Annotated in this window: 15 protein-coding genes; 10 read left to right on the forward strand and 5 right to left on the reverse strand. The window is 44.5% G+C overall.

The genetic code is table 11. The features are described 5' to 3' along the window. From R2S67_RS13285 to R2S67_RS13295, 3 genes are read left to right on the forward strand one after another with little or no spacing between them, the layout of a single operon-like run. Positions 1 to 789 (forward strand): ABC transporter permease, encoded by a 789-nt coding sequence (locus tag R2S67_RS13285; protein WP_074189833.1) that lies wholly within the window; start codon positions 1 to 3, stop codon positions 787 to 789. Beyond that, positions 786 to 1,805, forward strand: coding sequence for an ABC transporter ATP-binding protein (locus R2S67_RS13290; RefSeq protein ID WP_109168901.1), 1,020 nt, complete (start codon positions 786 to 788; stop codon positions 1,803 to 1,805). The genes R2S67_RS13285 and R2S67_RS13290 overlap by 4 nt, the downstream gene beginning before the upstream one ends. 2 nt (positions 1,806 to 1,807) lie before the next feature. Beyond that, complete coding sequence (locus R2S67_RS13295) at positions 1,808 to 2,467, forward strand: HAD family hydrolase (protein ID WP_317344971.1); 660 nt, start codon at positions 1,808 to 1,810, stop codon at positions 2,465 to 2,467. 642 nt (positions 2,468 to 3,109) lie between these two features. On the opposite strand, the gene R2S67_RS13300 is transcribed toward R2S67_RS13295, so the two are convergent. The 3 genes from R2S67_RS13300 to R2S67_RS13310 form a co-directional block, all read right to left on the reverse strand. After that, on the reverse strand, positions 3,110 to 3,376 hold the full coding sequence (locus tag R2S67_RS13300; protein WP_046873807.1) for a hypothetical protein: 267 nt from the start codon (positions 3,374 to 3,376) through the stop codon (positions 3,110 to 3,112). A gap of 342 nt (positions 3,377 to 3,718) precedes the next feature. Next, on the reverse strand, positions 3,719 to 6,871 hold the full coding sequence (locus tag R2S67_RS13305) for an efflux RND transporter permease subunit (RefSeq protein WP_317344972.1): 3,153 nt from the start codon (positions 6,869 to 6,871) through the stop codon (positions 3,719 to 3,721). Positions 6,872 to 6,884: 13 nt separating this feature from the next. Next, entirely contained in the window at positions 6,885 to 8,042 is a 1,158-nt protein-coding gene (locus R2S67_RS13310) for an efflux RND transporter periplasmic adaptor subunit (protein WP_139059295.1), read from the reverse strand. 518 nt (positions 8,043 to 8,560) lie between these two features. Here R2S67_RS13310 and R2S67_RS13315 point away from each other — a divergent pair. Together R2S67_RS13315 and R2S67_RS13320 are read left to right on the forward strand one after the other, a co-directional pair. Next, entirely contained in the window at positions 8,561 to 10,078 is a 1,518-nt protein-coding gene (locus R2S67_RS13315; protein WP_046873810.1) for a phospholipase D family protein, read from the forward strand. An 88-nt stretch (positions 10,079 to 10,166) separates the two neighbouring features. Then, the gene (locus R2S67_RS13320; protein WP_237284845.1) at positions 10,167 to 10,754 is read left to right on the forward strand and encodes a class I SAM-dependent methyltransferase; all 588 of its coding nucleotides are present in this window, start codon (positions 10,167 to 10,169) and stop codon (positions 10,752 to 10,754) included. Positions 10,755 to 10,804: 50 nt separating this feature from the next. Here the strand turns inward: R2S67_RS13320 and R2S67_RS13325 are convergent, their stop codons facing one another. Further along, positions 10,805 to 11,275 (reverse strand): ASCH domain-containing protein, encoded by a 471-nt coding sequence (locus R2S67_RS13325; protein ID WP_048624747.1) that lies wholly within the window; start codon positions 11,273 to 11,275, stop codon positions 10,805 to 10,807. A gap of 200 nt (positions 11,276 to 11,475) precedes the next feature. Here R2S67_RS13325 and R2S67_RS13330 point away from each other — a divergent pair, with 200 nt between their 5' ends. Both R2S67_RS13330 and R2S67_RS13335 read left to right on the forward strand, forming a co-directional pair. Next, positions 11,476 to 12,321, forward strand: a complete 846-nt coding sequence (locus tag R2S67_RS13330) for a tetratricopeptide repeat protein (RefSeq protein ID WP_317344973.1) — start codon at positions 11,476 to 11,478, stop codon at positions 12,319 to 12,321. 13 nt (positions 12,322 to 12,334) lie between these two features. Further along, entirely contained in the window at positions 12,335 to 12,730 is a 396-nt protein-coding gene (locus R2S67_RS13335; RefSeq protein WP_005373896.1) for a DUF2391 family protein, read from the forward strand. A gap of 9 nt (positions 12,731 to 12,739) precedes the next feature. Here R2S67_RS13335 and soxR read toward each other — a convergent pair whose 3' ends face one another. Continuing rightward, complete coding sequence (gene soxR / locus R2S67_RS13340; RefSeq protein WP_317344974.1) at positions 12,740 to 13,174, reverse strand: redox-sensitive transcriptional activator SoxR; 435 nt, start codon at positions 13,172 to 13,174, stop codon at positions 12,740 to 12,742. A gap of 201 nt (positions 13,175 to 13,375) precedes the next feature. On the opposite strand from soxR, the gene R2S67_RS13345 reads away from it, so the two are divergent. The 3 genes from R2S67_RS13345 (at position 13,376) to dgcN (ending at position 16,719) form a co-directional block, all read left to right on the forward strand. Next, a complete protein-coding gene (locus tag R2S67_RS13345; protein WP_317344975.1) occupies positions 13,376 to 14,584 on the forward strand; it encodes an MFS transporter in 1,209 nt (402 codons plus the stop codon). A gap of 147 nt (positions 14,585 to 14,731) precedes the next feature. Further along, positions 14,732 to 15,649 carry a LysR family transcriptional regulator gene (locus tag R2S67_RS13350; protein WP_317344977.1) on the forward strand — a complete coding sequence of 306 codons (918 nt, stop codon included), beginning with the start codon at positions 14,732 to 14,734 and terminating at the stop codon, positions 15,647 to 15,649. 65 nt (positions 15,650 to 15,714) lie between these two features. Next, positions 15,715 to 16,719 carry an N-acetyltransferase DgcN gene (gene dgcN, locus R2S67_RS13355; protein ID WP_317345205.1) on the forward strand — a complete coding sequence of 335 codons (1,005 nt, stop codon included), beginning with the start codon at positions 15,715 to 15,717 and terminating at the stop codon, positions 16,717 to 16,719. The last annotated feature ends 2 nt before the right edge of the window (positions 16,720 to 16,721 follow it).

The following is a 16,721-nucleotide window of genomic DNA, read 5'->3' on the forward strand; positions in this document are numbered from 1 at the left end:
ATGCACAACGTTAATACTCGATTCCATAAAACGGTGGTTTATTCCATTGTTGGGATCATGCTCATCCCGATTTTAGCGACCTTTGTCTATTCGCTTTCATCACGCTGGGGCGCCACGGTGCTTCCGGATGGTTTCACTTTTGATTGGTACGTTAAATTGCTGACCGACCCACGTTTTTTGCAAGCGTTTGGGCGTTCGCTGTTTATTTGTATTGCTTCGCTAACCCTCAGTGTGCTTCTGGTTCTGCCAGCGATATTCGTGGTGTTTTACTACTTTCCGAAGCTCGATAAGCTCATGAACGTATTGATTTTGCTACCATTCGCTGTACCACCAGTCGTGTCGTCCGTCGGCTTGCTTCAACTTTATGCTGACAGTGAAATATCTCTTATCGGTACCCCTTGGATTTTAATAGGCACTTACTTCACCATCGCGTTACCGTTCATGTATCGTGCGATTTCCAATAGCTTCGAAGCAATTAACCTCAATGATTTAATGGACGCGGCACACTTACTAGGGGCAAGCACAACCAAAGCGTTCTTGATGGTCATTTTACCTAACCTCAAGAAAGGGCTGATGGCATCGCTTTTCCTTTCATTTTCATTTCTACTGGGAGAGTTTGTGTTCGCCAATATTTTGGTCGGCACACGTTATGAAACCTTGCAAATCTACTTGTATAACATGCGTCAGACAAGCGGCCACTTCACGTCTGCCTTAGTGATGACCTACTTCCTATTTATTTTTTTCCTGACTTGGTTGGCAAGTCGTTTCAGCCGAGGAGTCAAACAATGAGCTACGTCACTGCGAAAAATCTGACTAAACGTTTTGGTGATAACACCGTATTTGAGGACATTCACTTTAACATCGAGCAAGGTGAATTCATTACGCTTTTGGGCCCTAGCGGTTGTGGTAAATCGACGCTACTTCGCAGCCTTGCAGGGCTTAACCCTGTCGATGGGGGCGAGATTTGGGTAAACGGAGAAGATATCACGCATCAAGTCCCGCAAGAGCGTGGTATTGGGATGGTCTTTCAATCGTATGCGCTGTTTCCCAATATGACCGTCGAAGGCAACATTGCATTTGGCTTAAAAATGAAAAAGCTTGCGAATGATGATATTCGACGTGAAGTGGCTAAAGTCATCAAACTGGTGGATCTGGCTGGTAAAGAAAAACACTATCCGCATCAACTTTCTGGCGGTCAGCGCCAGCGTGTCGCACTCGCTCGAGCGTTGGTGGTGAAACCTCGCATATTATTGCTTGATGAGCCACTTTCTGCGCTTGATGCCAAAATCCGCAAACATCTTCGTCAGCAAATCCGAGATATTCAGAAAGAAATGAATCTCACCACTATCTTCGTAACTCATGACCAAGAAGAGGCGATGATTATGTCTGATCGTATCTTCCTAATGAGTAAAGGGGAAATTGTTCAAGCAGGAACACCTGAAGAAATTTATACTCATCCTGCTAACGAGTTTGTGGCCGGTTTCATGGGGCACTACAACCTTGTAGAGGCCAATAAAGCCAAGCAACTCTTCAATATTGATACCGAATGGAAAGTAGCGATTCGCCCAGAGTCTATATATGTAAAAGAGCAAGGTCGTCAATATGATAGCCACATCTCAGCGCCACAAGTAGGTACGATCACCAACCACCAGCTTCTAGGTAATATTATTCGCTATCAAGTGAACGTTGAAGAGTGTGAGCTCACTGTTGACTTACTTAACCGCTCTTCAGAACGCTTACTAGCGAATGGCAGCCAACTAGAGCTACTCTTTAACCTAAACGAAATACAACCAGTGAGAGCCTAAACATGTCCAAACCTTTGTATGTTTTTGATATGGATGAAACCCTAATAAACGCTGACTGCGCAATGATTTGGAACGAGTTTATGGTTGAGAGAGGCATCGCGACTGATCCTTTATTTATTAAGGAAGATCAGCGTCTAATGGCCTTGTACTCTGAAGGCAAAATGGACATGGAAGATTACCTAGCGTTCTCCATGAAGCCACTAGAAAACATGCCGATTGAAGAAGTAAACGCCTTGGTTGAAGAATGTGTTGAAAGCCATATTCTGGCTAAACAGTTTCCTCAAGCCAAAACTCTGATTGAGCAACTGTCTCGTGATGGTATAGATATGGTTATCATCTCTGCCAGCGTCACTTTTTTGGTGGAAGCCGTTGGTCGCCGTCTTAATATTCCAACCGTACTCGGAATTGATTTAATTGAGAAAGACAACCGTTATACCGCTGAAATCGACGGTGTCCCTAGTTATCGTGAAGGTAAAGTCACGCGCTTAAAACAGTGGCTAGAAAATCAGCCTGAGCCTTATTCTGAAATCCATTTCTATACCGATTCAATCAACGATTTGCCTTTATGTGAATACGCAGATTACACCTACCTGGTAAATCCATGCTCACACCTAAAAGAACACGCGAATCGATCAAATTGGACGCTATTACGTTGGAATTAGCCTTCGGTCTTTATAGCAATAAAGGGCAGCTAACTGCTGCTCTTTTCCTTTAATTGCCTGGTTATACGTGAACTCAAATTTGAGACCATCGAAAAACAAACACACCAGTAACAAAATGGCGTAAGCCATGTCGAATTATTAAAAATAATGAAGATTTAGCAGTGTGATATGACAAGATTTATATAACCAAAATGAATAAAGAAAGGGCCCTCTATATCTCATGATGTATTCAAATTCGACAGTCAAGCATTCCAGGAACAATAGAACAACATATTCACAATCCAGACTAACGATAATGAAAACATTGATTGAAGAATTAACATTTTAACAATCATTGCAACAATGTTAACTTTAGCTCCGTTGGTCGCGCTGGTGGTAAGCCTCTCACCAAGCCTATTGTCAGTTTATATGGACGTTCGACCACCTCCAAAATGAATAGACACCCAATTTGGTGCCCTTTATTACGCCCGCAGAGGAAATTCTTTGCGGGCTTTTTTCTTCCAGCTTTATTGGTCTGGTAGTAAAAACAAAAAAGCCAGCCTTAAAAGGCTGGCAAGTAGAGCAACAAGGTCAGTGCTTACTGCTAACTAGCACTGAACTCGTATTGGATTCATTTTCGTCTGTTAGTCTCTTTATCGGCGGTTATGACTTGCTTGCTTTCTCTTTGTGGCACGTTACCTTTACTAACTGTTCTTGCTCATCTTTAATGTTTTTCACGATACGCTCATCGCGTGCGTGGATGGCATCCATATTCATTTGCTGAATATCTGCTACAGCTTCATGCTTCATTTCAGAAAAGTCCTGACGTAAATCTGAGCTCCACTCCTCTTTGTCTAAAGTGTTAGCAGCAGCGATTGGTGATGACATTACAACAATAAGACTTAGAGTAGATAGAAATACGCTTTTCATAATAAGCTCCTTGAGGATTAGCAGTTTGTTTTAGTTACAATTTATATATTGCACATACGATGCCAACTTTTATTTTGTTATTTTTCAATAGCTTAAATAAATCCATATAATCATCATTATCTCCCTCTGGTAAATTTCGCTAACCAAGTGTTAAATTAACCAAGAAAATCAAACACGCAAAAGGTATTCATAAAAGGAATAACTTATCAGGAGATTTTCTCGCTGTTCTTTCATCGAATAAATTACGTAACAACCCACTCTAGAACTGCTTTGAATCAAAATACAGAAATAAAAAAGCAGCCCGAAGGCTGCTCCTAATCGTTAACATCAAGCTTGTTAACTCTATATATTTACTTCAACGCTCGACGTCACTGGCGACTTTCTGAAACGATTGATAAAGCGATGAAGAAGCCCCTTAATCGATCTGAAAATATTTTTAATATCTTCAAGCATTAAATACAAACAAGGCACCAGCACTAAAGTCAGAACCGTTGCGTACAACACCGCAAAGCCCAAAGCTACAGCCATTGGTATGACAAAACGCGCCTGCAAGCTCGTTTCAAACATAATCGGCAATACACCCGCAAACGTCGTTATTGAGGTGAGCATGATCGCTCGAAAGCGTGCACAGCCCGCTTCAACCACCGCTTGTTTGATGTTCATACCCTTTTCTCTCACTTGGTTTACGTAATCTGTCATAACTAGAGAGTCGTTGATAACCACGCCAGCAGCGGCGATCAAACCAAATGTCGACATCATACTGATATCCAAACCTAGCCAGAAGTGGCCCCAAATCGCCCCCGTCAGACTAAATGGAATGACTGACATTACAATCAAAGGTTGGGTATAACTTTTTAACGGTACGGCTAACAAGATGTAGACGATGATCATGCCTGCAATAAAGAACAAAATCTGTTCATTACGCTGCGCTGCCTGCTCTTCAATATCACCACCTAATTCCGTTTTCACACTCGGGAAGGCTTGCTTCATGTCCGGTAAGATATTGTCGTCGATGACCTTCACGATTTCTTGAGGTTCAACCAATTCTTCGTCTATCGAACCATAGACATAAACGGTTTGATACCCACCTTCACGTCGAATGCTACTCACGCCCGGCTGCTCGTTAATCTTCACCACATCACCCAGCATGACCTTCTTACCTGCTGGCGTGGTAATCACAGCGTAACGTAATGATGAAAATGCTTCACGTGTCAGTTGCGGGTAACGCACCATAACTTTGATTTCTTCACCATCACGAATAAGACGCTGTGCTTCACCACCGTAGAAGCTGCCACCCACTTGCTCTGCGATCATGGTGAGATCCAGTCCGAGATCGTACGCTACAGGCGCAAGAGAAAGGAGCACTTCTTTGCTTCCTGAATCAATAGAAGATGAAATATCGTATAGCCCTTCTTCCTGCTGTAAACGCTCTATCAAGTAACGCCCAGCCTCGTTCAATTCATTAATATTAGAACCAAACAGCAAGTAACCAAACTCATCTCTGTCACCGCCACCCGCGCTCTGCTCGCGGATTTTGATGCTCTTCATTCCAGGAATAACTGGCATAGCTTCACGCCAACGTCGAGCAAGTTCAAATGTATTGAACGGGCGTAATTCCTCATCAACCAATGGCACCAAAACACGGCCTTCGGTGCGGCTTCGGTTGTACGAAAGCACATCACGAATCATACCTTGACCATGTTCTGCGATGGTCTCTGATTCAATTTTTTGCATCACACGTTCGATGGTCTTAAGAGCACTGATTGTTTGCTCACTTGAAACGGTATCGTTCATTTCAATAGTGATCGCAGGATAGTCAGTAGGCACTTTAGGGTTAGGGATCACCCGAACATAATTCGCGTTGACCAAAGCCGCACTGATCAGCAGTAAACCGCAAAACACAGCAAACACTGTCCAGCGCCAATGCGTACATGTCGTGACAAAGTTACGATACGTACCGTTTACAAAGCCAAAAAAGCGTTGGTTAAATCGGTCACGCCAGCCACCAGGTTTAACTGGCTTAAAGTGAGTATGTGCGAGGTGAGCAGGAAGGATTAACTTTGATTCAATTAAACTGAAGATCAAACAAAGAATCACAACGCCCGAAATACCATAGAAGAAAGCACTGTCAATACCGCTAGACAACAAGAAAGGGGCAAACACGGCAATTGTTGTTAAAACGCCAAAAGTAGCTGGCGTGGCAACACGTTTGACACCGCGAACCACATTTTCGACGCCACCGCCTTTTTCTTCAATTTCGCTGTAGGCGCTCTCTCCCATCACGATGGCGTCATCGACCACAATACCGAGCACCATAATGAAGGCAAAAAGAGATACGATGTTTACCGTGATCCCTAATGCAGGCATCATCATCACCGCGCCAAGAAAACACACTGGCAGCCCAATCATTACCCACATTGCCAAGCGAAAGCGCAAGAAAATGGTCAGCATAATCGCCACTAGAGCAGCGCCTTGCAGCAAGTTTTTCAACATCATATCGAGACGACCATTTAAATAATAGGTCGTATCCACTAAGACTTTGAGCTTAACGTCCTGCGGCAATGTCTTGTTTTTTGCTTCGATATAATTACGAACAGACTCGGCAACAGGGATAATGTTCTGATCACGAGTCGCTTCAACAGACATGTAGATCGCATTTTGCCCTGAGTACTCAAAGTAGCGCTCTTCTTCCGTAAAGCCATCTTTGATCGTGGCGATATCTTGCAGTAAAACCTTCGCACCATTTGCGCCAAGCTTTACAGGAATATTCCTAAACTCATCACCACGGTAGTACTGATTTTCAATCCTTACTGCGATCATCCCTGAGTTTGTTTTGACTTCGCCCGCAGAAAAGTTGGCAGAATAACGACTGATCGCGCTGCTGATATCGCTCAACGTCAAGTCGTATTTACGAAGAACAAGTGGATCAACTTCAATCGCTATCTCTTCCTCTGGTGCACTCAAATACACCAACATGACATTTTTGAGTTGAAGTAATTCATCCTCGACTTGCTTAGCAATGGGTTTGAGCTCTTCAAGCGGTCGGTCCCCAACTAACCCCATTTCTATCACATCTTGACGCCACTCAACTTGGTAGACATTGATCGGTTCCATACCGGCAGGTAAGTTGGATAAAGTATCAATGCGTTGATTTACATCATCCAAGACACGCTTGATATCAGCATTAACGTCTACCTCGATAGAGACATACGCGCTACCTCTAGAGGCCGTTGAGACCGTTTTTTTAATCCCGGTGACATCTTTAATCGATTCCTCAACCTTAACGAGAATACTTTCTTCAATTTCTTGAGGAGAAGCGCCAGGATAAGTCGCACGAACATCAATGTAGTTCACCTCAATGTTCGGAAACATCTGCCTTTGAATAAAGAGAAAACTCACCACACCCATGATGATGATGAACACCATCAAAAGGTTGGCAGCGACGGGGTTATTCGCAAAATAAGCAATTAAGCCCTTTTGTTTAGTATCTTCCATGACAAACTCCTACTTACTGTACGACGGTTTCGGAGTCGTCACTCTTTTTTGCGATTTGTACCGCCATGCCTTTTTGAGGGTACTCCGGCAAGGTAAGTACCAACTTATCACTTTGCTCTAAGCCTTCCCCCACGAGTAAAAACTCACCTTCTGCTCTCAAGACCGTTACCGTCCGAGGTTGAAGTTGATTCTCACCATTCACTACCCATACCGTGCGATTTTTGACTAATTCCTGTGGCAGGCGATAGATATGCTTTAGCTCCTTACCTGTGAAGCTCACTTCAACGTAGGAGCCAAATTTAATTGGAGGCTGCTGATTATCGACACCATATGGGTCAGCGATTTGAATGACCATGTTAATCATTCGGGTAGCGCTATCAATCATGCCTAAATCACGAACCACTCGACCTTCTCTAGTGGTAGAAAACACACCTTGCTGCGTTACTGTCGCAGTGAGCTCACCAATGGATTCGGGTAAAAATGCACTATCAAAGCCGGCAATTGGTACATGCACCTCCGCCACTTCAATGTTATTTAGCGTGGCAACTCGAGAGCCAGATGTGACAAATTGGCCAACACCAATATCACGCTCAACAACCAGCGCATCGTAAGGTGCAACGACTTTGCAATTTTCTAAATCTCTTTTTGCTCGTTTGAGTGCCGCTTGAGCCGACTTCACTTGCGCTTGCGCGCTCAAAACGTGAGGCTTACGTAAATACAGGTCTGTAACTTGCTTATCGCTCAGTCTCTTGGCCTGGCGTTTTGCCACTTCCGCTTTGGCTTGCTCCTCAATCAAGCTCGCACGTGCGCTAGCTAAATTGGCTTCGGCTTGCAAAACCGACGCTTCGTAGTTGTCACTTTCAATCGTGAACAGCACTTCTCCTCGTTTCACGATCCCACCCGTTACAAAATTAGGGTGCCAACTTATCACTTCACCACTGACTTGCGCGGAAAGGTGTGTTTTTTCAAAAGGGACTAACTCACCATGGCTGGTTATCACCACTTTATGATCGGTAGGAAAAAGAGAAGAAGCCTGAACGGTAGGCTCTGTAATGGCATCTTTGGTTGACTCTTTTTCCGGAGCTGTCGCGGCGATTGCGGCATATCCTGCATAAGATCCACCAACGACAACGAAAGGTAAAAGCCAACGTAATACGGGTTTTGCTAACATCGAAAATCCTTTTTTATTGTTGTTTTCATCACCATGCTTTTATTAAATCTTTGACTCCCTGTAAGCATGATGGTGAGGGAATTACATTTGAATAGACGTCAAAGCAGCGCGTACCTTGCTTTTTCGGTTGCTAACTACAGAGTTATTGCCAATTCAAAGTTAATAAAATTAACAAAAAATTAACTAACTTCGCAAGTTGCCCTGACTTAACTCTTCTTTTAAATAGCAAGGGACGTGCCAGGCATTTATTTATTAAAATTCAAATAGTTATTATTACTCAACTATTTTAACCAGTGTGCTATTGGTCATAATCACCAGATATTAGTGATTATGACCAATTCAGACACAATCATAATTAAAATAAATGATTATCTGCGTTCAAAAAGGTGAACTTAATCCCGAGAACATGACAATTCATTGATTAATAGCCCGTTATCAAACCTTGTTGGATGCACGCTGCGGCAACTTAGGTCTATAATTTCCGATAAGTAACACTCTGTAAGAAAAGGAAATGTACTTTGTTACATACACTCGCTAAGCTGCTCTTCCCTTCTTTATTCACAATTTTATCGGCATGTTCATCCGTGTCATTGAACGATCCCAGTGAAAAATCCACTAGCTTCCAACTTGGGTATCAAGGTGACTCCGTGCTTGCACAGTACTTTGAAGCTTACGGGAAAGACCCAAAGTCAATCACTGGCTTTTCTCCTTTAAATCAAGGACACGATGCCCTTCTTGCTCGCACCTCTTTGATCGAGTCCGCACAAAAAAGCCTTGATCTTCAATACTATATTTACCGTGGTGACGAAACGAGTCAGCTAATAACGTGGCGCTTGTATGAAGCTGCAAAGCGTGGAGTCCGAGTAAGGCTGTTGCTTGACGATATGCAAAAGCGAAACGATGACGTGATGGCTGCACTCAATGCACATCCTAATATCGAAATCCGCTTATTCAATCCGCATCAGTATCGCGATTCCCGCTGGTTCGCACTTGCTAGCGATTTTGAACGTCTTAATCGTCGTATGCATAATAAGTCTTTGATTGCAGACAGTGTTTCTGCCATTGTCGGGGGTAGGAATATCGGCAATGAATACTTTTCTTTCGAATCACAGGTCGAATTTGGTGATTTTGATCTACTGCTCTATGGTGAGGCGGTACAACAAACTGCAGATCAGTTCGACCTCTACTGGAATAGCGCCTATGCGATACCAATGGAATGGATAACACCGGACTCACAGCAAATTACCGACCTGGCGATTCAAAAGCAGGTCGACAAACTCCAGCTAGAGGAAAAGTTCTCAACCGGCCGTTATGACTTCACTAAACTGGATATGTACCAAGCTCTCAAACAAGGCAATCTCAAGCTCTACTGGGGAGAAGCAAAAGTATGGTTTGACTTACCCGATAAAGTTGCGACCCGAGAGAGCCAACTTATTGATAATTTAACGGAGCTGGTTAAAAGTGTTGAACATTCATTTGTTCTTATCTCCCCCTATTTCGTCCCAACCGAAGTCGGCACTCAAGCATTGAGTAACGCGGCCAAGCGAGGCGTTGATATCACGATAGTGACCAATAGTCTCGCCTCTAACGACGTGTTTGCCGTGCATGGTTGGTACGCAAAATATCGAACAGACCTACTCGAAGCTGGGGTCAAGCTATGGGAAGTAAAAGCGAGCGCGAAACTCAAAAGCAAGTGGAGCCTAACGGGGAGCAGCAGAGCAAGTTTACACGCAAAAGCAATGACGATTGATGACAAGACGCTGTTTGTTGGCTCGATGAACTGGGATCCACGTTCAGCCGCTTTGAATACCGAAATGGCCGTTGTTATCGAACAGCCAGAATATGTGCAAATGTTTCTAGAACAACTGCCGAATCAATTGTCGAATAACGCCTATGCCTTAACTCTACGCGACGGAGACATTGTCTGGACTGACATAAAAACAGGCAAAGAATATGATTCTGAACCAGAGGCCGGAGTATGGCGAAAAATGGGCGCTTGGTTCTCCGGCATATTGCCAATTGAAGATCAGCTATAACAATTGCCAATGTTTCAAAACCTCCCCGATAAAGCAATACAAGAATGGACACTAGATTTGGGGAAACACAATAATACAAGGAAGTTCAATGTCAGCACAGTGGAACGAGTACTATCAGAAAATTTTAAACCAACCTCACCGCCCAAACGTAGAAAATGCCGTAAACCTACTGAAACTCGAGAGCAAAGTCGCTCTTGATGTTGGCTGCGGAATAGGTCGAGACAGTCATTTCCTCCTCGAACAGGGGTTTAACGTTCACGCATTTGATAGCCATGAAGATGCAGTAAAAACTTGTTTAACACGCTTTGAAGGCCAGAAGCGTTTCTCAATTTCACAGTGCTGTTTTACTGAGTTTGACTACCCTCAATGCAGCCTGGTTATCGCGAATGCCAGTTTGTTCTTTTGCCCGGACGAAAGCTTTGAGCAAGTTTGGACCAAAATAAGCAGTGCCTTACAACCTGGCGGTATCTTTTGCGGTGATTTCTTAGGAGTAAAAGACTCCTGGGTTGCATCAGAAATGCATCCGAACATTACCGCATTAACGAAAAAGGAAGTGGAAAGTTTATTCGAGGATTACGAACTCATTTCATTGAATGAAAGAGATGAAGACGGAACCACGGTAGTCGGAAGCCCAAAACACTGGCACATGTTTAGTGTGACCGCTCGCAAGCGCTAAAAGCGGTCTCTCAAGAAAGCAGCACTTCAAATAAGTGCTGCTATCAGAGATTAATTGACTGGATACACCACTTCAAAACGCTCCAAAACTAGCGTACGTTTCTCATGCCAATCTATGTTCAACTCATCGCATTCAGCGTTAAAAAATGCATTATGCGCGTCACGCCACCAGTTTAAGGTTCTATCACCTTCGCCTTCTGCGTAGGCAAACTCTGCGGTTACATCCTCATATTTGCATGTACTTACGTCAGTAATTCGTATCACACAAACGGGGTCACCGTTCCAATTCGTGACGACTTGTAAATGGCCGACTTGTGGCATGCTTTCGCCATGCTCTCGATACCAAAGCTCCATACTGCAAGAGGCGGTTTTCTGTCCAATTCGAACCAAATCGGCGCATACATTGGCGTTGTATTCATCGGCACAATAATAGTCAGCACTAACTGATGGTACGGCAGCTCTTTGTTCTGGTGATAATAATTTTAGATACTGCTCTAAGTAATCCTTAGCTCGCGCGTCCATGCTCACTCCATTAATCATAAATTCGCAAGGAGGATAAAAGATATCACGGCAAATAACCACCAGGAACAAACTGAAAAACAACAAGAATATGACTTTTACGTAGACGACAATTATTTCTTTTGTAATAACTTTGCTAAACGTTTGTGCTATTTGCTATTGTTGCATGGTCTATCTGTACTCTTCTCGTGAAAGGACGTTTTATGCGCTTATTTATTGGTATTTTTTTCTCGCTAATACTTGCCTTGCCGACAATGGCATCGGACGAAAAGTATTCAGAATCGGATCTGTTAGATAGACCATTAATGGAACGCTATATTTTAGATGAGCTAAAAGCACTGCGTCAGGACTATCAGAGCCTAGAAAAACGAATGATCACAGAGATCACCGACCGCGAGTTGACGGTTGCGGATAAATCGTTGAACTATGCCAACGTGACCGTAACCTACTTCTTCTACATCATCGCAGGTGTCGCATCGCTGATCGCCTTTGTAGGCTGGCAATCTCTGCGTGAGTTTAAACACAACACCAAAGAGATGGCGGATAAACGATTAGAAAAGATCGCCCAAGAATACGAGAAGAAATTTGTCGCACTGGAGCGAGATTTAAAACGCAAAACTCGAATTATCAGTGAAAACAATAAAGAAATTGAGAAAATCAACGAGATCCATAACTTATGGTTGCGTGCGCAAAGCTCACAAACACCAGAGCAACGTATTGAAATCTATGATGAGATTTTGCTGATTCGCCCAGGTGATTTAGAAGCGTTGACGTACAAAGCCGACGCAGCGATGGAAATCAACGAATACCATTGGGCACTTAGCATTTGTAACCGCGTACTTGAAGTCGATTACACCAACGGCCCTGCACTGTATCAACGCGCGTGTGCATACTCTCGTCTTGGCATTGAAGAGCAAGCTATTGAAGACTTGGAACGCGCAATTGAATACAGCCCATCCATTCGTGATTTACTTGCCGAAGAACGAGACCTCGAATTGCTGCACGGTAATGAGCGTTTTGAAAAGCTCTTACATCTAGCAAGCGAATAATGGAATAAACAGCATGAGCAGCCACTTTAATCTAGAAGACGCTAGCCAAGTATTGGTTGGCGCTTTTGCCCTAGCAGTCCCGATCTCATTTTCGGAGGAAGCGTGGCGATTGGGTGAGAGCCTACCAATGGCAAACTTGCTCATGCTGTTAAGTCTTTCTGTCATTTTCCTCAGTTTTTTCGCGTATCAAAGCGTGTTTCAAAGCCACATCAAGAATCGCGTATCCATCTTTATTTTTCGTGTGGTTATCGCGTACCTCATTGCGGCCGTTGTGGTAGCGTTAGTTCTTTTCTGTCTTGATAAACTGCCACTCATGAATGAGCCTTTGGTTGCGATAAAACGCGTTATCGTCATCACAATGCCTGCTTCGATGGGCGCGATCGTAGTCGACAGTTTCGACAAAGAATAGAGATAATCGCTACTCTTCTTCTAACGTTAAGTTCGACCCCGAGTGGTCTTTCCCTAATACATCTTCTGGGTTTCGAAGTGCGCAGGTTTCTAACGACAAGCACCCGCAGCCAATGCATCCGCCTAAATCGTTTTGCAGGGCTTTGAGCTTTTGAATTTTTTGCTCCAACTGTTCATGCCAATGGCTCGCCATGACTTCCCATTGCTGTTTGTTTGGCGCTTGATGTTTCGGCAGCTCATCTAGCGCATGTTTGATTTCTTCTAACGACAACCCCACTTGCTGCGCCGCTTTAATCACCGCAACACGGCGCAAAACGCTGCGGTGGTAGCGGCGCTGATTACCTTGATTTCTCCAGCTCGAAATCAGTCCTTTTTGCTCGTAAAAATGTAGGGCAGATACTTTCACTCCAGAACGTTTTGCCACTTCTCCTACGCTGATTTCCATCCTTGACTCCCTGTGTATCAATTTTGTTAAAAAAATGCTTTACCTCAAGTTTACTTGAGGTTTTAAAGTTGCACCATCTTAATTAACGCTAAACCCAGATGGTCTCGAAATAATGCGTTCGGAATGAACAAGTTGGTCGACAAACACAGCACCGTTATAAGTCAACGTTTTGAAATCCAAAGGGAACTTGAGGCAAACATAATGAAAAATAAAACTCAGCCGTACTTAGCTGGCCGCTTCTTTGACAGTATCTCATCTGGCTTGTTCATGATGGCACTGCCATGGGTCATGCTTTCCGAGCCCAAAATGGGCACATTCGTCGCTTTAGTTTCTCTGAGCTGCACCGCGATTTCTTTTCTGGCAACGCCTTTCTTTTCCACTTTAGTTGACCGACACTCACGCAAAGCACTCCTCGTACTCAATCAATGGATTCAATCGGGAATGGCTTTGGTGGTGTTCATTGCTTATTGGTTAGGGTTTGAGTCCCACTGGCTGCTGGCTTTTGCGCAATTGGTGTATTGGGTTTCGAGTAACTTTGCATGGACGACCAACAACGCCTTCACTCAAGAAAATTATCAGCATCACGAATACGCAAAAATTTCGGGTCAGCAAGAAATTGTAATGCAATCCACGACCCTCGGCGCTGGTGCGTTGGGTATTGTTTTGCTTGAAATGTGGGGAATGAAAGAGTTTGCTTTGTTTGCGGCCAGCGCATCCGCTTTAGCGGCGATGTTTTATATTCTGACGCCGTATACCCAACAATTAAGGGCATCAAAGTCCGTTGCTTTCATCGCACAACTCAAAGAGAGCAAACACATATTCCGTCTCGAACCCCGCTTTTATGGCTTTATTCTGCTCTCTTGCCTCTCTTATCCTGCATTGACGTATTTGAGCAAATTGGTGCCGATTTGGTTTTCTGAACAAGGCATCTCTGGCGATTGGTTTGCAGGATTCAACATCAGTTTTGGTCTCGGCTCGTTACTAACAGGTTTCATTGTCACCAAAGTGCTGAGTCGCGCCTCCCATAGCCACATTATGTTTGCTTCGATGGTCATGGTATCTCTAGCGTTTCTCGGAATGAGTTTTGCGATAAGCCCGCTGACCATCTTATTGTTTACGGCTCTGTTTGGTGTGTTTAACGCGCTAAATCGCATTGCGAGAGTCAACTGGATGCATCACACCGTAGCGGTTCATCAACGAGGTCGCGTCGATGGCGGCATCAGCATGTTTGCCACCACCATTCAATCTCTCAGTTATGTATTAATCGCGATGTTGAGTCATTACGAGCTAACACAATACGGTTTTGCAATCGCAGCTGTTGTCATGGTGTTAGCAGTGATATTGATGGGATTACTCAGCCGAGACGTCGAGCCGTTTAACGACATGCCCCTTCATGCAGCGGCAAAGTGAAGCATAGAAGTTGAGAAATTGAAAAAGCGAGATAAGAAGATAACCAAAATCGTCTTCCTAACTTTCTACACCAGTACTTTTTCCTCTATCGCTCATCAGCAAGGTTGGGTATTCTGAGGTGACCAACATGAGCAGAAGGAATTCGCAGTGAACTTAAGACAATTGGAAGTCTTTTACGCCATTATGCAAGCAGGAACGGTGTCTGGTGCTGCTCGCTTACTGCACGTTTCCCAACCTAATGTCACTCGAGTTCTCGCCCATACTGAACAACAACTGAGCTTCGCTTTATTTGAGCGTGTAAAGGGGCGTCTCGTTCCCACTCAAGAAGCCAAAGCCTTATTGCCAGAGGCAGAAAAGGTCTATCAACAACTCGGACAATTTCGCTCTCTGACCAACAAAGTCAAACAGGGAACTCAACATTTACGAGTCGGTGCCCCGCCTGTTTTGGCTGCGCACTTGTTAGCGCCGACTGTCGCGTTGTTGTCGAAAGAACACGGCATCTCCTTTGAGCTCTTAACGGCCAATCGCGATGAGCTGTGCTCCGGGTTGCTGAAACATGAATTGGATGTCGCCATCGTGTTCGGTGAAGAAACACCACCAGCGATCATGGGGCACGTATTATTGAAAGAAAACTTAGTACTGATCGCTCCTAAAAGCGCAGCGATACCCGTAGAAAAGACCGTCATTTTAGAAGAACTCATCAGTCACGATTTACCCATTATCGGTTTAGATAGTCGAGACCCTCTGGGCTTGCTGTTGCATCAAACCTTGTCAGCGCGTGACGAGCATTATCAACATGCCATCACCGTACGCAGCTACTCCGCGGCGGCTGAACTGGTGAAACACCAAGCAGGGTTCGCCATTGTAGACCCATGGACCACAAAACAATATCGCCAAGATAATGCCGTTTCCGTGCATGCTTTGGAACCAAACATGTCCTTCTCTGTCTCTATTTTATTCGCAGAGCACACACCTCAATCCATTGCGACAAAGCAATTTATCACCGCCCTAAAACAACAGATGGATTATAGGTATAACTTGAAGTTATACCTGCCTAACAAATAAGCATTCGGTTTCCTAAATCAGTCTGGCTACATTAATGAGCAATAACGATGACGAAGGGAACCATCATGCAAATTGCTCAACCTTACCTACTCTTTCTTGGCGATGTAACCGATCCACTCGCAGCAAAAACCGCGCGTGGCATTTACCAATGGCGACCTGAGATTTGTCTTGGCCAAATCCGCCTGACGCCAGAAACCGTATCGCTTGGTTTAACCGACATGACACTACAACAAGCGCAGCAGCAAGGTGCAAAAACGCTGGTACTTGGCACAGCAAACCCGGGGGGAGTCATTCCCGAAGCTTGGCAAGCTACCTTACTTGAAGCGGCAGAAATGGGATTTGAAATTGCATCGGGCATGCACCAACGTTTGGCGGAATTTGCTCCTCTTGCCGATCTAGAACAACGCGGATTAACCAAACTGTATGATGTTCGCCATTATGATGCCCCGCTCAAGGTCGGCAATGGCAAAGCTCGCGCAGGCAAGCGAGTACTTACTGTAGGAACAGATTGCTCCGTTGGCAAAATGTACTCAGCCCTCGCCATTGAACACGCATTAAAGCGTAAAAACTGTCGCGCAGAGTTCAAAGCAACGGGTCAAACCGGAATTCTCATCGCAGGCAGTGGCATTTCAATTGATGCCGTAGTTGCCGATTTTATCTCCGGCGCAGTAGAAGCTATCAGCCCCGACTTCACCGACCACGATTGGGACATCATCGAAGGGCAAGGTTCATTATTTAACCCTTCGTTTGCTGGCGTAAGTTTGGGCTTACTTCACGGCGCACAAGCGGACGCTCTGGTACTGTGCCATGAGATTGGTCGCCCACACATCCGCAACTTACCACATGCGAGCTTGCCAACCATTGAACAAACGATAGAAGCGAACCTGGCCGCTGCTCGCCTCACAAATGCAAAAGCTCAATTAGTGGGTATTTGCTTAAACACTTCGGCGATCAGCGAAGAAGATGCTACCCAGTTATGCCAGGATTGGAGCGACAAATATCGGGTGCCCGTCACCGACCCTGTGCGTTTTGGCGTTGACGCGGTTGCAGATAAGATCCTTACTATTTAGGA

This window comes from Vibrio sp. T13N (genome assembly GCF_032970445.1).
In the GTDB taxonomy this organism is placed as follows: domain Bacteria; phylum Pseudomonadota; class Gammaproteobacteria; order Enterobacterales; family Vibrionaceae; genus Vibrio; species Vibrio diabolicus.